This is a genomic window from Aureimonas sp. CAS, from assembly GCF_059838215.1.
In genome coordinates this window covers 2,478,545-2,495,975 of record NZ_CM187563.1, presented here as the reverse complement: position 1 = coordinate 2,495,975, position 17,431 = coordinate 2,478,545, and the positions used below count along the sequence as shown (strand labels likewise).

The window sequence follows — 17,431 nt, the reverse complement described above, 5'->3', positions numbered from 1 at the left end:
AGGAGGGATGACATGGACGCGATGAAGCTCGTGGTACTCGGCGCTGCCGGCCGTATGGGCCGCACGCTGGTGCGGGTCGTGGCCGAGACGCCGGGCGCTGTCCTTCACGGCGCGATCGAGCGGCCCGGCAATGCCCTGCTTGGACAGGATGCAGGCGCGCTGGCCGGCATCGCCGCCTGCGGCGTCGCGCTGGCCGACGATCTCGGCGCGGCACTGGAGGGCGCCGACGGCATTCTCGACTTCACCGCCCCGGCCTCCAGCGTCGAGGTCGCCCGGCTCGCGGCGCAGCGTGGCATCGTCCACGTGATCGGAACGACCGGCTTCTCGGCCGACGACGAGGCCGCGATCGCGTCGGCGGCAAAGGCCGGCGCCGTGATCGTGAAGTCCGGCAACATGAGCCTCGGCGTCAATCTTCTCGCCAGCCTCGTCGAGCAGGCGGCGAAGGCCCTCGGGCCCGACGCCTTCGACATCGAAATCGTCGAGATGCACCATCGCCACAAGGTGGATGCGCCGTCCGGCACCGCGCTCCTGCTCGGACGGGCCGCGGCCGAGGGACGCGGGGTCGATCTGGACGCCGCCAGCGTTCGGGTCCGTGACGGCCACACCGGCGCGCGGGAAGCCGGCACGATCGGCTTTGCCACCTTGCGGGGCGGCTCGGTCGTCGGCGATCATCAGGTGATCCTGGCGGGCGAAGGTGAGCGGATCGAACTCGGTCACCGCGCCGAAGATCGTTCGATCTTCGCGCGCGGCGGAGTGCGGGCGGCGCTGTGGGCCAAGGCGCGCGGGGCCGGCCTCTATTCGATGCGGGACGTGCTCGGGCTGGCCTGAGCGTCCGAAGAGGTTCGATAAGGCGATGACCATGACAAGCGAAGCCGCGATCGACCCCGTTCTCGCTGGCGCCCCGCACCGGATCTCGAAGGTCGCGCTCGTCGTGCGCGACCTCGACCGGGCGGCCGGCTTCTACCGCGATATCCTCGGCCTCCGGGTTCTTTCGCAGGACCGCGAAGGCGCGTTGCTCGGCACGAACCGCGCCGCGCTTCTGGAGCTTCGGCACGATCCGGCAGCCTCACCGCGCTCGCCGCGCGATGCCGGGCTGTTCCACACCGCCTTTCTGCTGCCGGGGCGCTCCGATCTCGGTGCGTGGCTGGCCTTTGCGAAGGCGCGGGGGATCGACCTGCAAGGGGCCGCCGACCACACGGTGAGCGAGGCGGTGTATCTCTCCGATCCGGAAGGCAACGGCATCGAGATCTATGTCGACCGGCCGTCGTCGCTCTGGCCGAACGACAACGGCACGATCCAGATGGCGAACGACCGTCTGGACTTGCCCGGACTCGCGGCCGAAGCGGAGGGGCGCGACTGGTCCGGCTTCCCGGAGGCGGGAATCGTCGGCCACGTCCACCTGCAGGTCGGTGAGATCGCGGCCGCCGAGGCCTTCTACAGCGGCGTGCTCGGCTTCGACGTCACCTGTCGATATTCGGGCGCAAGCTTCTTCGGCTCGGGCGGCTATCATCATCAGCTCGCCGGCAATGTGTGGAACAGCCGCGGCGCCGGTCCGCGCCCCGGGGGTGCGGCGGGCCTCGCGGAGGTCGAGATCGCGACGGAGGAGGGGACGCTCCGGGCGACAGCGGAGCGGGCGGGACATTCGCTCGCGGACCGAAACGGCCTGACGCTGAGCGACCCGTGGGGCACGGCGATCAGCCTGCGGGCGGGCTGACCGCGTCCGGCGTCATTCCGGTCGCGCGAAAGAAGAGGCAGAGGTCGTTCAGGAAGCAGGTCTCGCATTTCGGACGGCGCGAGACGCAGACGGCCTTGCCGAACTGGATCAGCCAGAAGTGTCCGTCCATCAGCGCCCAGTCCGGCGCGCGGGCCTCGAGCGCGGCGGCGGTGCGGTCGGCGGTCGTCTCGTCCGTCAGGCCGAGGCGGTTGCAGACGCGGTCCACATGCGTGTCGACCGCGATCACGGCCTCGTCGAAGGTGAAGGCCATGACGATGTCGGCGCATTTGCGCCCGACGCCCGGCAAGCTCATCAGGCCGGCGCGGTCCTTCGGCACCGCGCCCTGCCGCTCGACCAGCGCCTTCGCCAGCTTCTTCAGATTGCGCGCCTTCATGTTGTAGAGGCCGCAGGGGCGGATCGCATCGGCGATCTCGGCCTCGGGCAGGTCGAGAAGATCCTGCGGCGTCTCGATCCTGGCGAACAGCGCCGTGGCGGCCCGCTCGGTGTTCCGGTCGAGGCTCTGGGCGGAGAGGACGCAGGCGACGACCGATCGGAACGGGTCCGGCTGGTCCTTCGGCCCCTTGGCGGTCTTCGTGCGGCCCGGCATGTGCGCCTTGAGACGCCTGAACGCCTCCTCGACCTCCGCCTCGTCCAGCAATCGTTTCGTTCCGCTCATGCGCCCGCCAGATAGGGCGGCACGTCTCCTTCCGAAGCGGGCGTGGTGTCGCGCCTGCCGCCTTCAACGTGCGAGAACGCCGGCCTCCCAGCCGAGCATGGCGCGCTTGCGCGTCAGTCCCCAATGGTAGCCGGTGAGCGCGCCGGACTTGCCGACCACCCGGTGGCACGGCACGACGAAGGAGATCGGGTTGCGTCCGACCGCCGCGCCGACCGCGCGCGAGGCCTTCGGAGCGCCGAGCCCTTCCGCGATCGCCGAATAGGTCGTCGCGCGTCCGACAGGTATCTCGAGGAGTGCCTGCCAGACGCGGACCTCGAAGTCCGTGCCGATGAGAACGACCCGCATCGGGCGGCCCTCGTTCCAGCTCTCCGGGTCGAAGGCTCGTGCGACGTGGGGAACGGCTCCCGAATCGTCGCGGATATAAGCCGCCTTCGGCCAACGTCGGCGCATGTCCTCGAAGGCCGCCGCGTCGCCGCCGCGCTCGGCGTCGGAAAAGGCGATGCCCGCCACCCCGCGCTCGGTCCAGAGAACGAGCGTGCGTCCGAAGGGGGAGGGCGCGAAACCGTAGGAGAGGCTGAGGCCGTCGCCCTTGGCCTTGTGGGTGCCGGGCGACACGGCCTCGTGCTTGACGAAGAGGTCGTGAAGCCGCGAGGGCCCGGACAGCCCGACCTCCATCGCCGCGTCGAGAAGCGGCATGCCCTCGCCGAGGAGCCGGCGGGCATGGTCGATCGTCACCGCCTGGAGGAACGCCTTCGGCGTCAGGCCCGACCAGCGGCGGAACAGCGTTTCCAGCTCCCGCTCGCCGACCTTCAGCGCGGCGGCGATTTCGGCCAGCGAGGGCTGCTCGCGATAGTGCCCCGAGATGAAGGCGATCGCGGCGCAGACGATCTCGTAATCGCTCTGCGGCGGCGAAACCGGCATCAGCGCCGGGGCCGCGTCGAATCGCTCGATCTCGATCGTCTGGTGCAGCATGGGTGCGGCTCCCTCGGCAATGGTCTTGCGCAGACCTAAGCACCCGGCCCGCCGGCCGGCCACCCGTTTTTCCGCCGCTCAGCCCCTTCGGGCGGTCGCGAGCGCCCGGCCGAACTCGACGGCGAAGCTTTCGCGGTCCGCCGGGTTGAGGAAGCCGCCGACCTGCGTCGTTCGGCCCTTTCCGGTCACCTCCATGCGCGTGACGCCGATCTCCTCGTGCCGCGAGACATGGAGGCGCGTCCAGAAGGGGTTGTAAGAGGCCTCCGCGACCCTGCCCTGCGCGGAGACCTTGCGGATCAGGAGTTCGGTGCGCGAGACACGGACCTCCTCGCTGACGCGGCCGGCCCGGTAATTGGCGCGGAAGGCGAGCCAGAGCACCAGAACGTCGAGCCCGAAGAAGCCGATCACCGGCCATGCGCCGTTCGAGACGAAGCCGATCCCGACGAAGAGGCTCAGGATCGCCAGCACACCCATCATCGTGTTGAAGCCGCGTTTCGACAGCGAGCGGTGCGGCGTCAGGAGCGCATGAAAGATCGGCGCTTCGGCGCCATCCTGTCCGGGCACGGAAGATGCGGCGGTGCCGGTCATCGTCAGCCTCTTTGCGTTGCCGTACCCGAAGGATATGGCGTCTTCGGGCGAAGAAAAGTCGGCACGGAGCGTGGAGAATGGCGAAGGCGGCGACGGGTGCCAAGACCACGGGCGACCTGGCGGGCAAGGTGAGACGCAAGGCCGCGGCGCGCAGACCCCGCATTCCCTATTCGGCCGAGGAGATCGCCGAGATCTTCCGCCGCTTTCAGGTGCAGCGCCCCAAGCCCCAGCCGGAGCTGATGCACACCAACCCCTTCACCCTTCTGGTCGCGGTCGTTCTCTCCGCCCAGGCGACCGACATGGGCGTGAACCGCGCGACGCGCGGGCTTTTCGAGCGCGCGGACAACGCGGCCGACATGGCGGCGCTGGGCGAGGACGAGATCCGCGAGGAGATCAAGTCGATCGGTCTCTTCCGCAACAAGGCCAAGAACGTCGCCGCGCTTTCCAGGGCGCTGGTCGAGGAGCACGGAGGCGAGGTTCCGACCAGCCGCGAGGCGCTGGAGGCGCTGCCCGGTGTCGGCCGCAAGACCGCCAACGTCGTTCTCAACACCGCCTTCGGAGAGGAGACCCTGGCCGTCGACACGCATATCTTCCGGATCGGCAACCGGTTGAGGATCGCGCCCGGCAAGACCCCGGACGAGGTGGAGCGGAACTTCCTCCGCATCATCCCCGGCGGCTATCTACGCGACGCCCATCACTGGCTGATCCTGCACGGACGCTACGTGTGCAAGGCGCGCAAGCCCGATTGCCCGGCCTGCGTCATCGCCGATCTCTGCAAGAGTCCGGAAAAGTGGTGCGACGTGCCCGCTCCGCTGGAGCCGCTCGAGGTCAGACCGCCCGGTCCCCAACCGCAGCCGGGCGCCCCGGCCCCCTGACGGGCAGGCCGCCTTCCTTCTCCGCGACGCGGTGATGAAGGTGAACCATGAAGGCGGCGGCGAAGAGCGGCGTCAGAAGGTTGAGGATCGGAACGGCCAGGAAGGCCGCGATGATCAGCCCAGCCGCCATCACCCGACCGCCATAGCGGGACCGCAGCGCCTTGGCATCCGCCTCCTCGCGGTAACGGAGCGCCGCGAACTCGAAATACTCCCGGCCGAGAAGATAGCCGTTGACGACGAAGAAGGCCGCGAGATTGACGATCGGCACCCACAGGAGCGCGAAGGCCAGGAGGTTGCCGAGGATCACCACGCCGAAGAACTTCAGCGAGAGCACGATGGAGCGGAGCGTCGGCAAGGCCTCTCCGACCGGCTGGCCCGGATAGTGCTCGCGCTCGGCGACTTCCGCGACGTCGTCGAGGAACAGGCCCGCGATCACCGCCGAGACGGGCGCGATGAGGAACGCCAGCAGAAAGGCCAGCGCGATCGAGGCCGCGACCCCGGCGAACGCGCCGGCATTGTCCACCCAGGCCGGCATGTCCGGGGCGAACTGCGCGAAGAACGGGATCGCGACCGTCTCGAACAGGAACCGCACGGTGAACCAGAGCGCCACGAGGACGAGGGCGGTCAACCCCAGCGTCTTCCAGAGCGCGGCCCGGAAGGGCGGCGAGAAGAGGTCGCCCAGCGCGAGGCGGGCGGAGGAAAGAAGCATCGATGCGGCCCCGATCGGTTCGTCCGCCCCTTCAGATAAGGCGGGGCGCGAACCGCACAATCGGCCGCGCGCTCTCGCCTTTTCCCGAGCGGACCGTTACGAGCGCGTCAGCTGCTTCAGGCCGGGACCCCCGCATGGACCATCAGTTCGACCTTCTGACGATCGGCAACGCCATCGTCGACATCATCTCGCAGACCGACGAGGAGACGCTGAAGCGGCTCAAGGTCGAGAAGAGCGCGATGACGCTGATCGACACGCCGCGCGCCGTCGAGCTCTACGACGAGATGGGGCCGGCCATCGAGATGTCGGGCGGGTCGGCGGCCAACACGGCGGCCGGTCTCGTCAGCCTCGGCGGTCGCGGCGCCTATTTCGGCAAGGTCTCGAACGACCAGCTCGGAACGATCTTCGCGCATGACATCCGCGCACTGGGTGTTCATTTCCAGACAAGCCCGCTCGGTGGCGAGCCGCCCACGGCGCGCTGCATGATCCTCGTGACGCCGGACGGCGAGCGCTCGATGAACACCTATCTCGGCGCCTGTGTGGAGCTTGGCCCGGAGGACATCGAGGAGGAGGTCGTCGCCGCCTCCAAGGTCACCTATTTCGAGGGCTATCTCTGGGATCCGCCGCGCGCCAAGGAAGCGATCATGCTGGCTTCGCGCATCGCGCACGCCAACGGGCGCGAGATGGCCATGACGCTGTCGGATTCCTTCTGCGTGCACCGCTACCGCCAGGAGTTCCTGGACCTCATGCGGTCCGGCGCGGTCGACATCGTCTTCGCGAACGAGGCCGAGGCGCTCGCGCTCTACGAGACGACCGATTTCGACGAGGCGCTGCGCCGCATCGGCGAGGACACGCGCCGCGTCGCGGTCGTGACGCGCTCAGAGAAGGGCTGCGTCGTCATGGAAGGGGCGAACCGGTCCGACCATGCCGCGACCCGCGTGGAGGCCTTGCGCGACACGACGGGCGCCGGCGACCTCTTCGCCTCGGGCTTCCTGCGGGGATACACGAGCGGCCTTGATCATGCCCGTTCGGCCGCGCTCGGCGCCATCGCGGCCGGTCACATCATCGAGCAGATCGGCCCGCGCCCCCAGCGCCCCCTGCGTGACCTGCCGGGCGTTTCCGAGCTTCTCGCAGGACGCTGAGCCTGCGCGGGGCTCGCCCGCCCGCGACGGACGTTTCCCGTACAGGAGCCTGCCGTGGCCGGGCGAATGGCCGGGATCTCCTCCGCCGAGGTCAGGCGGCGGCGGCCATCCGCTCGCCGGCGATGCGATAGGACACCGCCTCCGCCAGATGGATGCGCCCGACCCCGTCCGAACCGTCGAGATCGGCCAGCGTGCGGGCGACCTTCAGGATGCGGTGATAGGCGCGCGCCGAGAACTTGGTCTGCTCCGCCGCCTCGCGCAGAAGGCGCTCCGCGCCCTCGTCCAATGCCGCCACGGCCTCCACGATCGAACCCGGACAATGCGCGTTGACGAGAACGCCCGGGAACCCCGCCTCTGCATATCGCGCGGCCTGAACGGCGCGGGCCCGCTCCACCCGCGACCTCGCCCGCTCCGAAGGCTCGGCGGGGCTTCTGGCGATGAGGTCCACGGCGCTGACGGCGGGAACGTCGACCCGGATGTCGATCCGGTCGAGGAGCGGCCCGGAGATGCGCGCCTGATAGTCTGCCTGGCAACGCGGGCCGCGCGCGCAGGAATGGCCCGGCTCCCCCGCCATGCCGCACCGGCACGGGTTCATGGCGGCGACGAGCTGGAACCGCGCGGGATAGGTCACGCGATGGTTGGCGCGCGCGATGACGCTCTCGCCGCTCTCCAGCGGCTGGCGGAGCGAATCGAGGACGGCCGGCGAGAACTCCGGCAGCTCGTCCAGGAAGAGAACGCCCCGATGGGCGAGGGAGACCTCGCCCGGCCGCGCGCGCAGTCCGCCGCCGACCATGGCCGCCATCGAGGCCGAGTGGTGCGGCGCACGGAACGGGCGGCGGTCCGACAGCCGGCCACCGGCGAGCTCGCCGGCAATGGAAGCGATCATCGAGACGTCGAGCAGCTCGGCCGGCGTCAGTGGCGGCAGGATCGAAGGCAGGCGCTCGGCCAGCATCGATTTGCCGGAGCCCGGAGGGCCGATCATCATCAGATTGTGCCCGCCTGCCGCCGCGACCTCCAGCGCCCGCTTGGCCAGCGGCTGCCCGCGGATGTCGGACAGGTCCTTCAAGCCCTCCGGCTCCTGCCGTACGGCGGGAACGGGGCGCGACAGGATCTGCGTGCCTCGGAAATGGTTGGCGATCTGGATCAGGCTGCCCGGGGCGAGGATCGGCATGTCCGCGCTCGCCCAGGCGGCTTCCGCGCCGCAGGCGGCGGGGCAGAGGAGGCCCAGCCCCATCCCGTTCGCGCCGACGGCGGCCGGCAGTGCGCCCGCCACCGCGCTGATCGTGCCGTCGAGCGCGAGCTCGCCCAGAACGACGAAATCGGACAGGGCGTCCGGAGGAATGGCACCCAGCGCGGCCATGAGGCCGAGCGCGATCGGCAGATCGTAGTGGCTGCCTTCCTTGGGAAGATCGGCCGGCGCCAAATTGACCGTGACGCGCTTCGGCGGCATCGCGAGGCCCGAGGCGTGAAGCGCGGCCTGTACGCGCTCGCGACTTTCCGCCACCGCCTTGTCGGCCAGACCGACGATCTGCATGCCGACGCGACCCGGTGCGATCATCACCTGAATGTCGATCGGAACGGCTTCGACACCCTGAAACGCAACGGACCTGACCTTAGCGACCATCGAACCACACCCGCATCGGTCGTTCATCGACCGTCGAACACGCCCTTGAGGCGAACGGTATTGCGTTCAATGTCGCTTGGCAAGAACGCAGAGTGAACAAATCGAGGCGGAAGTGGGCTCGGAGAGGGTCGGCCTGTGCAAAGCCCCGTCGAGTTTTGAACCGTCGCCCGCGTACGCTCATCGGCGCGGACTGCCTCATTCGGGCGACATTCGGGCTCCGAACGCTTATCTAGAGGCAAAGCGGACCGAGGAGCCTTCGATGAGCGGGACTGTCGACCTTACCAGGAACGAAACCCTCGTTCTGGACGCGCTTCGTCGGGATGCCGCCCCCAGAAGCGCCTATCAACTCTTGGAGGCCCTGCGTGCCGACGGGCTGCGCGCGCCGCCGCAGGTCTACCGTGCGCTGAAGACGCTGGGCGAGCGGGGGCTCGTCCACAAGCTGGAAAGCCGCAACGCCTATCTCGCCTGCAGCCATTCGCACGAGCACGAGGCGCATGCGGTCGTCTTCCTCGTCTGCGACGGGTGCGAACGCGTCGAAGAGGTGCACGGCGCCGACCTCGACCGGCCGGTGGAGGAACTGGCGCGCAGGCACGGTTTCAAGCGGGAGACCGCGTCGGTCGAAATCCGGGGGCGATGCCGTGATTGCCGGGCGTCCAAGGCGGGCGGCGAGGCCACGGCGACCAGCTGAACGAGACGACAATGTGTTCGGATGCAGCCGTGCAATGCTTTGCCGGCGAGCGGCTGCCGATTTTGATTTCTGGAGTTGCGCGGCGTCGCCCCCGTTCGTGGGAATTTCGTTGAGCCGCCAGTAACTTATCCGGCGTGCGTCGCGTCCGCGTCACATCCGGACGTTGCGGGGCTGCAACAGCTCATTTTCGCCGCAGGATGCTCGTCTTGTATGCCGGGCGATGACGGCCAACTCTAGTCGCAGACAAGGCAGGCCATGCGGTCGGCGCCCTGAAGCGCCGCCGCTCCGACACACCTTCGTCGTCAAACGTCCGGCGGGCATGCTCCCGCCGTGAGCTGGAGTATCAGAACCATGAAGCGCATTGCTCTTCTCCTCGCCGCGACCGCCTTCTCGGCCCCGGCCCTCGCCGCCGACATCGTCTATGAGGAGCCGATGGCTCCGATGGCGCCGGCTCCCGTCGCGATCGCGCCGGTCGAGTCCGGCTGGACCGGCTTCTACTTCGGTCTGCAGGGCGGCGGCATCTTCAACCCGTCCTCGACGGACGACATCTCGGTCGGCACCTCCTTCGGCGGTCCGGTCTTGATCGGCGGCGTCGACCAGTTCGATCGCAACTTCTCGTCCTCGACCTCGTCCGGCTTCGCCGGCGGCGGTCACGCCGGTTACGACTTCCAGTTCGACCGCTTCGTGGTCGGCGGTGTCGTCGACATCACGGCGACCGACTACAGCCGTTCCTCGCAGGTCATCTCGCGCACGGCCGACGCCAACTACCGTCTCGAGAACGATCTCGACTACTTCGCGACGGCTCGCCTTCGCGCCGGTTACCTGATCACGCCTTCGGTCCTGGCCTACGCCACGGGCGGTGTCGCCTACGGCGAGACGAGCTCGGCCTTCGTCACGACCAACACGGGCCAGATCGACAGCCTGTCGGTCGACGTCAACGAGACCGACTGGGGTTACTCGGTCGGCGGCGGCATCGAGACGAAGATCACCGACAACCTGACCTTCGGCACCGAGTACCTTTACACCAACCTCGGCAGCACCGACACGACGGCGACCTTCACGGCCGCTCCGTTCAACGGCGGCGTCGCCGGCGGGTCCACGACGTTCTCGAACGACCAGGACTTCGACTTCCACACGATCCAGGCGAAGCTCTCCTACCGCTTCAACTGATCGGACGGGCGGGCGCCGCGAGGCGTCCGCTCGGGTTCTCGCATCAAGGCCTCGCCGCATTCGCGGCGGGGCCTTTCGCGTTCAAGGGCCTGCCGGGCAAAAGGTCACGGCGCCGGAGCCGATGGGGGCTTGGCGCGGCGCGCGGAATGGGCCATGTCGGCACTCCAGACAGGAGCGGCCCCATGTCCGACCCCCTCAAGACCCAAATCCTCGCGGCCCTGGCGACGATCCGAACGCCGGACGGCAGCGGCGACATCGTCGCGCGCGGCCTCGTCTCCGACATCTTCGTCGCGGATCGCAAGGCGTTCTTCTCCCTCACCGTTCCGGCGGCGGAGGCGGAGCGCTTCGAGCCCGTCCGCAAGGCCGCGGAACGGGCGGCGATTGGCGTCGAGGGCGTCGATTCCGCCATGGTCGCACTGACGGCGGAGCGCCGCCCGGGCAGCGTGGACGACGCGCCGCCGCGCCGGCCTTCCCCGACGCCGCCTGCTCACCGACACGCGCCGGCCACGCCCGCGCGATCCTCCGGCGGCAAGCCGGGCATTCCGGGCGTCACCCACATCGTCGCCGTCGCCTCCGGCAAGGGCGGCGTCGGCAAGTCCACCACGGCCGTCAACTTCGCGCTCGGCCTCAAGGCGCTCGGCCTTTCCGTGGGCCTTCTCGACGCCGACATCTACGGACCGTCCGTTCCGCGCCTCCTCGGCCTGAAGGGCCGGCCCGAGACCATCGACGGCAAGCGGCTGAAGCCCATGGAGGCCTACGGCCTCAAGGCCATGTCGATCGGCTTCCTCGTCGAGGAGGAGACGCCGATGATCTGGCGTGGCCCGATGGTGATGTCGGCGCTGACGCAGATGATGCGCGAGGTCGACTGGGGCACGCTCGACGTTCTGGTGGTGGACATGCCGCCGGGCACGGGCGACGCGCAGCTGACCATGGCGCAGCAGGTGCCGCTCGCGGGCGCCGTCATCGTCTCGACGCCGCAGGATCTGGCGCTCATCGACGCGCGCAAGGGGCTCGCCATGTTCCGCAAGGTCGAGGTGCCCGTGCTCGGCATCGTCGAGAACATGAGCTATTTCATCGCACCGGACACCGGCGCGCGCTACGATATCTTCGGCCACGGCGGGGCGCGGGACGAGGCGACGCGCCTCGGCGTGCCCTTCCTCGGCGAGGTCCCGCTCGTCATGTCGATCCGCGAAAGCTCCGATGCCGGGGCGCCGGTCGTCGCGAGCGACCCGGACGGACCGCAGGCGCGCATCTATCGCGACATCGCCGAGAAGGCGCTGGCCGAGATCGGGGCCGCTGGCGGCCGCCGCAAGGCCCCCTCGATCGTCTTCGAGTAGCCGCCCGCCTTCAGCGCGCGGTTCGGCGGGAGAGCGCTGCCACGATCTCCCGGTCGCCGATGCGGCCGAGGATGCGCCCGCCATCGGCCACCGCGACATCGCCGCCGCGCGCGCCAAGCATGTCGACCACGCGGTTCAACGACACGTCGGGCTTGGTCATGCCGGCGAAATGCGCCGCGTCGGCCGTCTCGTTCAGCGGCGTCATCACGTCGGCGGCGGTCAGCACCCCGATCGGGCTCACATGGGCGACGAAGTCCGCCACGTAGGGGCTCGCGGGCGCGCGCACGATGTCGCGGGCCGTGCCGACCTGGATGATGCGCCCGCCCTCCATGATCGCGATGCGGTTGCCGAGCTTGAAGGCCTCGTCGAGATCGTGGCTGACGAAGAGGATGGTCTTCTTCGCGCGCTCCTGGATGTCGAGAAGCTCGTCCTGAAGCTTGGCACGGATGAGGGGGTCGAGCGCCGAGAAGGGCTCGTCCATGAGAAGGATCGGCGCGTCGGTGGCGAAGGCGCGGGCGAGGCCGACGCGCTGCTGCATGCCGCCCGAAAGCTCCGACACGCGCGAATCGGCCCAGTCCGAAAGGCCGACGAGGTCGAGCTGCGCCTTTGCCCGCTCGCGCCGCTCTGACTTCGACACGCCCGCGAACTGCAGGCCGAGCGCGACGTTCTCCACCACGCTGCGCCAGGGGAGGAGGGCGAACTGCTGGAACACCATCGCCACCTTGCGGCGCCGGAGCGTGCGGAGCTGGCCCGTTCCGCAATCCCGCGGATCGACCGGCCCGTCGCCGGTATCGACGAGGACGCGACCGCGCGTGACCGGAGCCAGTCCGTTGACGGCCCGGATCAGGGTCGACTTGCCCGATCCCGAAAGCCCCATGAGCACGAGGATTTCGCCGGGCGCCACGTCGAGCGTGGCGTCGGCGACACCGAGCGTGGTGCCGGTCTCGGAGCGGATCTCCTCGCGGCTCGCCTGACGGTCGATCAGCGCCAGCGCCTTGTCCGGCCTGCGGCCGAAGACGATGGAGACGTTCTGGAAGGAAACGATCGGTCCGCTCATCACCGGGCTCCCTCGTCGATGCGGAACATGCGGTCGAGGATGATCGCCAGGATCACGATGGCGAGCCCGGCCTCCAGCCCCTGGGAGATGTTGACGGTGTTCAACGCCCGCAGGACGGGCACGCCGAGACCCGGAGCGCCGACGAGCGCGGCGATGACCACCATCGAGAGGGACAGCATGATCGTCTGCGTCAGGCCGGCCATGATCTGCGGCAGGGCGTAGGGGATCTCGACCGAGAGAAGGCGCTGCACCGGCGTCGCGCCGAAGGCGTCGCCGGCCTCGACGAGCTGGCGCGGCGTGCTGGCGATGCCGAGACGCGTCAGGCGGATGGAGGCGGGCAGGGCGAAGATGACGGTCGCGACCAGTCCCGGCACCGTGCCGAGGCCGAAAAGGATCAGCGCCGGAATGAGATAGACGAAGGTCGGGATGGTCTGCATCAGGTCGAGCAGCGGCCGCATGCCGGCGTAGATCCAGTCGCGCCTCGCCGCCAGGATGCCGAGAGGCACGCCGAGGAGCATGCAGACGAAGGTCGCGGAGAGGACCATGGCGAGCGTCTGGGTCGTCTCCTGCCAATAGCCGAGATTGACGATGAGAAGCAGGCCGAGAGCGGTGGTGATCGGCGCTGCGATCGTGCGCCGCAACGCGAAGGCGACGGCCGCGAAGGCTGCGATGACGATGAAGGGATGCGGAGCGGTCAGAAGGTAGAGCAGGCCCGCGATGATCGATGAAAGGCCGTCGCTGATCGCGTCGAAGAGCCAGAGAAGGTTCGAGATCAGCCAGTCGATCGCCGCCTCGCCATAGGCGCCGATCGGCAGTTTGTTGTCACGCAGCCATTGCACGGGAAGAAGACGCTCCTCGGTTCGTCGCCGTCGGAGTCTCGAAGCCCGGCGGGAGGCCATAGGATGACCTTTGCCGGCAAAAGGGCAAGGGGCAGCCTGTTCGGCCGCCCCTTCGCGCCTCGCTCGGAGCTTTCGGATTCAGCGTTCGAGGCGGGCGAGAAGCGAGGACGTGTCCCAGCGGCGGCCCCCCATCTGGACGACCTCCGCGTAGAACTGATCGACGAGAGCGGTGACCGGAAGCGACACGCCGGCGCGCTTGGCCTCGTCCAGGCAGATGCCAAGATCCTTTCGCATCCATTCGACCGCGAAGCCGAAATCGTAGCGCCCCTCGATCATGGTCTTGTGCCGGTTCTCCATCTGCCAGGAGCCTGCCGCGCCCTTGGAGATGACCTCCACGACCTTGGCGACGTCGAGCCCGGACTTGCGGCCGAAGGCGACCGCTTCCGACAGCCCCTGGACGAGGCCGGCGATGCAGATCTGGTTCATCATCTTGGCGAGCTGGCCGGAGCCGGCCGGTCCCATCAGCCCGACCATGCGGGCATAGGCGTCGATCACGGGCCGCGCCGCCTGGAAGGACGCCTCGTCGCCGCCGACCATCACGGTGAGGACGCCATTCTCGGCGCCGGCCTGACCGCCGGAGACCGGTGCGTCCAGGAACCGCACGCCCGCCTCCTTGGCGCGCGCCTCGATCTCGCGCGCGACCTCCGCCGAAGCGGTCGTGTTGTCGATCAACGTCGCGCCCGCGCTCATGCCGGCCAGCGCACCGTCCGGCCCGTAGACGACCGAGCGCAGATCGTCGTCGTTGCCCACGCAGGTGAAGACGAACTCGGCCCCTTCCGCAGCCTCGCGCGGGGTGGCCGCGGCGCGCCCGCCGTGCTCCTCGGCCCATTTGTGCGCCTTTTCGGCGGTGCGGTTGAAGACGGCGACCTCGTGCCCGCCCTTGGTCTTCAGATGCCCCGCCATCGGGTAGCCCATCACGCCGAGCCCGATGAATGCGACCTTCGCCATGCGTCGTCCTCCTCCGGCCGAACCGGCCGCCTGTCCGGCGAACATTCGCCGCGTCCTGCAACTTGTCGGCCATTGGCAGGCGCCCTCGCAACCCCCCATCCGGCTGCTTGGGCAGACGGGACCACCATTGCGGGAACCGGAAAGGCGGTTCATCCTCTCGTTGTCGTGAACGGTTGGAGCGCGGGGTGATGCTGCGGGAGTTTCGGGAGTTCGCCCTCAAGGGCAACATGGTCGATCTGGCGATCGGCATCATCATCGGCGCGGCCTTCTCGGGCCTCGTCAACTCGATCGTCTCCGATCTCATCATGCCGGTGGTCGGACTCGCGACGGGCGGCGTCGATTTCTCCAACCAGTTCATCCCGCTGTCGGCCGACGTGACCGCGACGGGTCTGGCGCAGGCCCGGGAGCAGGGTGCCGTCCTCGCCTACGGCAACTTCCTGACGCTCGCGATCAACTTCGTCATCGTCGCGCTGGTTCTGTTCTTCGTGGTGAAGGGCATGAACCGCATGAAGCGCAAGGAGGAGGCGAAGCCCGCGGAGGCCGCCGCCGTGCCCCGAGAGCAGGAGCTCCTGGAGGAGATACGCGATCTCCTCGCCGCCCGGTCCGAGGCGCCGCGCTCCGCGCCCGCCGACCGGATGCCGCCCGGCGCGCTCTGAGGGGCGCGATCCGGGCCCCGCGTCCGCTTCGGGCCTTGACGGGACAGGCGGAAAGGCTTCTGACGGCGGCGGGCGCCGAACGCTAAGGCGTCCGATCCATCCTCTCCAGGGTCCGCGCCGCCGATGTCCACACTCGCCCGCCTGCATCCCCGCGCCCGATCCGCTCCCGCGAGCGGCATCGTCTCGGTCGTCAACTACGCCCGCGAGAAGCCCGGCATGATTCCGCTCTGGGTCGGGGAGGGCGATCTGGCGACGCCCGACTTCATCTGCGATGCGGCGGCGGCGTCCCTGAAGGCCGGCGAGACCTTCTACACCTACCAGCGCGGCATTCCCGAACTGCGCGAGGCGCTGGCGCGCTACACGGCCAGCCTCTACGGCGTTCCGGCGGACTCCAGCCGCTTCTTCGTGACCAATTCCGGCATGCACGCCGTCCAGATCGTGCTCGCCAGCGTCGCGGGGCCGGGCGACGAGGTCATTTTCGTCGCGCCGCTCTGGCCGAATCTGCAGGCGGCCGCCGGGATCGCAGGCGCGACGGCGGTCGAGGTTCCGCTCGACCCCAAGGACGGCGCCTGGCACCTCGACCTGGGCAGGCTCGCCCGCGCCATCACGCCGCGCACGCGGGCGATCTTCGTCAACACGCCGAACAATCCGACGGGCTGGACCGCGGACGCGCAGACCATCCGCGCGATCGTCGAACTGGCGCGCGAAGCCGGCTGCTTCATCATCGCCGACGAAATCTATTCACGCTTCTATTACAACGGCTTGCGCGCGCCCTCTTTCCACGAGGCGGAGGACGCGCAGGACTTCATCCTTTACGTGAACTCCTTCTCGAAGAACTGGTCGATGACGGGCTGGCGCGTCGGCTGGATCGAGGCCCCGGCCGAGATGGGGGACGTCATCGAGAACCTCGTGCAATACTCGAACTCGGGGGTGCCGACCTTCATCCAGCGTGCCTCCATCGCGGCTCTGACCGAGGGCGAGAGCTTCGTGACGTCGCAGATCGAGCGCGCCCACGTCGCGCGCGATCTCTTCGCCGATGCGCTCCTGTCCACCAACCGGGTGGAGCTGACCAAGCCGGAGGGTGCCTTCTACGCCTTCTTCAAGATCGACGGGATCGAGGACAGCCGCCCGGTCGCCTTCCGCATCGCCGACGAAGCGCTGGTCGGTCTGGCGCCCGGCACCGCCTTCGGGACGGCCTCGCCCGGCTTCTTCCGCGCCTGCTTCCATCGGCGACTGGATCAGGTGGAGGAAGCGGGGCGGCGGCTGGCCGAATGGATCGGGCGGCAGGCGTGAAGCGCGCGGCAGAGGTCGCGCTCACCTTCGCGATCGCGGCTACGGGGGGCTTCGCCGCCCAAGCGGCCGGCCTTCCCGTTCCGTGGCTGATCGGCTCGGCCCTGTTCGTGGCGGCGGCGAGCCTCTTCGGCGCTCCGATCCGTCTGCCGAGTCTCGCACGCGACGCCGCCTATCTGTTGCTCGGCGCCCTGGCCGGTTCCAGCATCACGCCGGAGGTGTTGCAGCAGGTCGCCCTCTGGCCCCTGTCCTTCGTGATCCAGCTGATCGGCGTGTACGGCGTCATCTTCGCCACCATGCTCTATCTCCAGCGTGCGCTCGGCTGGGACCGGCAGACCGCGTTCTTCGCCGCGCTCCCCGGCGCCTTGACCCTGGTCATAGCCACCGCCTCGCAGACGCGGGCCGACCTCCTGCGCGTCGTCGTGGTGCAGAGCGTGCGCCTTCTCGTCCTCCTCGTCGTGCTGGCCCCGTTCCTCGCCTGGCTGGAGGGTGACGTCGGAGGCGCGGTGGTCGTGCGGGGCACGGCTCCCTCGGAGCTGCCGCTGCCGATGATCGCGCTATTCTGCGTCGTCGTCCTGATCTGCGCCTATGCGGGCGACCGACTGCGGCTGCCGGGCGGCATCTTCCTCGGGGCGCTTCTGGGCAGCGGCCTTCTGCACGGAGCGGACATCGCGCCGCTGGCCATCCCCGAGCCGCTGGTCCTCTTCGGTCTTCTGGCGATCGGGGTCGTCATCGGCAGCCGCGTGCGCCACGAGCACCGCCTGCACCTGCTGCGCCTGCTTCCGGCCTCGCTTTCGGCGCTGGCGATCGGCTTCGCGGTCGCCGGCCTGTCCGGCCTCGCGGCGCATTTCCTGCTCGGCATCGATCTCGGACCGATCGCGGTCGCCTATGCTCCGGGTGCTTTGGAGGCGCTGGTCGCGATCGCCTATCAGTTCGACGTCGATCCGGCCTATGTCGCCGCGCACCACGTCGTGCGCTTCGTCGCGCTGTCGATCACCATTCCGCTTCTGGCGCGGTGGCTGGCTGCCGCGCGGAAGGTGTCCGCCGAGGCGGAGGAACCGCCGCGCTCCGACAGCTGAGGCGCTC

General features: G+C 69.2%; 18 protein-coding genes. 10 read left to right on the top strand and 8 right to left on the bottom strand.

Features of this window, described 5'->3' with window-relative positions; genetic code table 11:
* The first annotated feature begins 12 nt into the window (after positions 1-12).
* Both dapB and AC6R2M_RS11995 read left to right on the top strand, forming a co-directional pair.
* A complete protein-coding gene (gene dapB, locus AC6R2M_RS12000) occupies positions 13-828 on the top strand; it encodes a 4-hydroxy-tetrahydrodipicolinate reductase (RefSeq protein WP_500482429.1) in 816 nt (271 codons plus the stop codon).
* Between the two features lie 25 nt (positions 829-853).
* Entirely contained in the window at positions 854-1,714 is an 861-nt protein-coding gene (locus tag AC6R2M_RS11995; RefSeq protein ID WP_500482427.1) for a VOC family protein, read from the top strand.
* Here AC6R2M_RS11995 and AC6R2M_RS11990 read toward each other — a convergent pair.
* The 3 genes from AC6R2M_RS11990 to AC6R2M_RS11980 all read right to left on the bottom strand — a co-directional run bounded on the left by AC6R2M_RS11990 (position 1,695) and on the right by AC6R2M_RS11980 (position 3,950).
* A complete protein-coding gene (locus AC6R2M_RS11990; RefSeq protein WP_500482425.1) occupies positions 1,695-2,372 on the bottom strand; it encodes an endonuclease III domain-containing protein in 678 nt (225 codons plus the stop codon). The two genes, AC6R2M_RS11995 and AC6R2M_RS11990, sit on opposite strands and share 20 nt — an antisense overlap.
* An 81-nt stretch (positions 2,373-2,453) precedes the next feature.
* Entirely contained in the window at positions 2,454-3,362 is a 909-nt protein-coding gene (locus AC6R2M_RS11985) for a methylated-DNA--[protein]-cysteine S-methyltransferase (RefSeq protein WP_500482423.1), read from the bottom strand.
* 78 nt (positions 3,363-3,440) lie between these two features.
* On the bottom strand, positions 3,441-3,950 hold the full coding sequence (locus AC6R2M_RS11980; RefSeq protein ID WP_500482421.1) for a DUF2244 domain-containing protein: 510 nt from the start codon (positions 3,948-3,950) through the stop codon (positions 3,441-3,443).
* A gap of 77 nt (positions 3,951-4,027) precedes the next feature.
* Between AC6R2M_RS11980 and nth the strand changes: the two genes are divergently transcribed.
* Complete coding sequence (gene nth, locus AC6R2M_RS11975) at positions 4,028-4,825, top strand: endonuclease III (RefSeq protein ID WP_500482419.1); 798 nt, start codon at positions 4,028-4,030, stop codon at positions 4,823-4,825.
* Here nth and AC6R2M_RS11970 read toward each other — a convergent pair.
* The gene (locus AC6R2M_RS11970; protein ID WP_500482417.1) at positions 4,779-5,534 is read right to left on the bottom strand and encodes a sulfate transporter family protein; all 756 of its coding nucleotides are present in this window, start codon (positions 5,532-5,534) and stop codon (positions 4,779-4,781) included. The two genes, nth and AC6R2M_RS11970, sit on opposite strands and share 47 nt — an antisense overlap.
* Before the next feature lie 134 nt (positions 5,535-5,668).
* Here AC6R2M_RS11970 and AC6R2M_RS11965 point away from each other — a divergent pair, with 134 nt between their 5' ends.
* Complete coding sequence (locus AC6R2M_RS11965) at positions 5,669-6,676, top strand: adenosine kinase (RefSeq protein WP_500482415.1); 1,008 nt, start codon at positions 5,669-5,671, stop codon at positions 6,674-6,676.
* Between the two features lie 91 nt (positions 6,677-6,767).
* Here AC6R2M_RS11965 and AC6R2M_RS11960 read toward each other — a convergent pair whose 3' ends face one another.
* A complete protein-coding gene (locus AC6R2M_RS11960; RefSeq protein ID WP_500482413.1) occupies positions 6,768-8,300 on the bottom strand; it encodes a YifB family Mg chelatase-like AAA ATPase in 1,533 nt (510 codons plus the stop codon).
* 259 nt (positions 8,301-8,559) lie between these two features.
* Between AC6R2M_RS11960 and AC6R2M_RS11955 the strand changes: the two genes are divergently transcribed.
* The 3 genes from AC6R2M_RS11955 to AC6R2M_RS11945 all read left to right on the top strand — a co-directional run bounded on the left by AC6R2M_RS11955 (position 8,560) and on the right by AC6R2M_RS11945 (position 11,495).
* Positions 8,560-8,988 carry a Fur family transcriptional regulator gene (locus tag AC6R2M_RS11955; RefSeq protein ID WP_500482412.1) on the top strand — a complete coding sequence of 143 codons (429 nt, stop codon included), beginning with the start codon at positions 8,560-8,562 and terminating at the stop codon, positions 8,986-8,988.
* A gap of 351 nt (positions 8,989-9,339) precedes the next feature.
* Positions 9,340-10,158, top strand: coding sequence for an outer membrane protein (locus AC6R2M_RS11950; protein WP_500482410.1), 819 nt, complete (start codon positions 9,340-9,342; stop codon positions 10,156-10,158).
* Positions 10,159-10,340: 182 nt separating this feature from the next.
* Positions 10,341-11,495 carry an Mrp/NBP35 family ATP-binding protein gene (locus tag AC6R2M_RS11945; RefSeq protein ID WP_500482408.1) on the top strand — a complete coding sequence of 385 codons (1,155 nt, stop codon included), beginning with the start codon at positions 10,341-10,343 and terminating at the stop codon, positions 11,493-11,495.
* 10 nt (positions 11,496-11,505) lie between these two features.
* Here AC6R2M_RS11945 and choV read toward each other — a convergent pair whose 3' ends face one another.
* From choV to AC6R2M_RS11930, 3 genes are all read right to left on the bottom strand, one after another.
* Positions 11,506-12,552, bottom strand: coding sequence for a choline ABC transporter ATP-binding protein (choV, locus tag AC6R2M_RS11940; RefSeq protein ID WP_500482406.1), 1,047 nt, complete (start codon positions 12,550-12,552; stop codon positions 11,506-11,508).
* Entirely contained in the window at positions 12,552-13,391 is an 840-nt protein-coding gene (gene choW / locus AC6R2M_RS11935) for a choline ABC transporter permease subunit (RefSeq protein ID WP_500482404.1), read from the bottom strand. The genes choV and choW overlap by 1 nt, the downstream gene beginning before the upstream one ends.
* Before the next feature lie 138 nt (positions 13,392-13,529).
* Positions 13,530-14,399, bottom strand: a complete 870-nt coding sequence (locus tag AC6R2M_RS11930; protein ID WP_500482402.1) for an NAD(P)-dependent oxidoreductase — start codon at positions 14,397-14,399, stop codon at positions 13,530-13,532.
* A gap of 188 nt (positions 14,400-14,587) precedes the next feature.
* On the opposite strand from AC6R2M_RS11930, the gene mscL reads away from it, so the two are divergent.
* From mscL to AC6R2M_RS11915, 3 genes are all read left to right on the top strand, one after another.
* The gene (gene mscL, locus AC6R2M_RS11925; protein ID WP_500482400.1) at positions 14,588-15,055 is read left to right on the top strand and encodes a large conductance mechanosensitive channel protein MscL; all 468 of its coding nucleotides are present in this window, start codon (positions 14,588-14,590) and stop codon (positions 15,053-15,055) included.
* A 123-nt stretch (positions 15,056-15,178) separates the two neighbouring features.
* Positions 15,179-16,348, top strand: a complete 1,170-nt coding sequence (locus AC6R2M_RS11920) for a pyridoxal phosphate-dependent aminotransferase (RefSeq protein WP_500482398.1) — start codon at positions 15,179-15,181, stop codon at positions 16,346-16,348.
* Complete coding sequence (locus AC6R2M_RS11915; RefSeq protein WP_500482396.1) at positions 16,327-17,424, top strand: AbrB family transcriptional regulator; 1,098 nt, start codon at positions 16,327-16,329, stop codon at positions 17,422-17,424. The genes AC6R2M_RS11920 and AC6R2M_RS11915 overlap by 22 nt, the downstream gene beginning before the upstream one ends.
* The last annotated feature ends 7 nt before the right edge of the window (positions 17,425-17,431 follow it).

Coding starts and splice junctions, on each gene's coding strand:
- AC6R2M_RS11955 (WP_500482412.1), top strand. CDS start 8,560: ATGAGCGGGACTGTCGACCTTACCAGGAACGAAACCCTCGTTCTGGAC.
- nth (WP_500482419.1), top strand. CDS start 4,028: ATGGCGAAGGCGGCGACGGGTGCCAAGACCACGGGCGACCTGGCGGGC.
- AC6R2M_RS11920 (WP_500482398.1), top strand. CDS start 15,179: ATGTCCACACTCGCCCGCCTGCATCCCCGCGCCCGATCCGCTCCCGCG.
- AC6R2M_RS11965 (WP_500482415.1), top strand. CDS start 5,669: ATGGACCATCAGTTCGACCTTCTGACGATCGGCAACGCCATCGTCGAC.
- mscL (WP_500482400.1), top strand. CDS start 14,588: ATGCTGCGGGAGTTTCGGGAGTTCGCCCTCAAGGGCAACATGGTCGAT.
- choV (WP_500482406.1), bottom strand. CDS start 12,552: ATGAGCGGACCGATCGTTTCCTTCCAGAACGTCTCCATCGTCTTCGGC.
- dapB (WP_500482429.1), top strand. CDS start 13: ATGGACGCGATGAAGCTCGTGGTACTCGGCGCTGCCGGCCGTATGGGC.
- AC6R2M_RS11980 (WP_500482421.1), bottom strand. CDS start 3,950: ATGACCGGCACCGCCGCATCTTCCGTGCCCGGACAGGATGGCGCCGAA.
- AC6R2M_RS11985 (WP_500482423.1), bottom strand. CDS start 3,362: ATGCTGCACCAGACGATCGAGATCGAGCGATTCGACGCGGCCCCGGCG.
- AC6R2M_RS11995 (WP_500482427.1), top strand. CDS start 854: ATGACCATGACAAGCGAAGCCGCGATCGACCCCGTTCTCGCTGGCGCC.
- AC6R2M_RS11945 (WP_500482408.1), top strand. CDS start 10,341: ATGTCCGACCCCCTCAAGACCCAAATCCTCGCGGCCCTGGCGACGATC.
- AC6R2M_RS11950 (WP_500482410.1), top strand. CDS start 9,340: ATGAAGCGCATTGCTCTTCTCCTCGCCGCGACCGCCTTCTCGGCCCCG.
- AC6R2M_RS11915 (WP_500482396.1), top strand. CDS start 16,327: ATGGATCGGGCGGCAGGCGTGAAGCGCGCGGCAGAGGTCGCGCTCACC.
- AC6R2M_RS11970 (WP_500482417.1), bottom strand. CDS start 5,534: ATGCTTCTTTCCTCCGCCCGCCTCGCGCTGGGCGACCTCTTCTCGCCG.
- AC6R2M_RS11930 (WP_500482402.1), bottom strand. CDS start 14,399: ATGGCGAAGGTCGCATTCATCGGGCTCGGCGTGATGGGCTACCCGATG.
- AC6R2M_RS11960 (WP_500482413.1), bottom strand. CDS start 8,300: ATGGTCGCTAAGGTCAGGTCCGTTGCGTTTCAGGGTGTCGAAGCCGTT.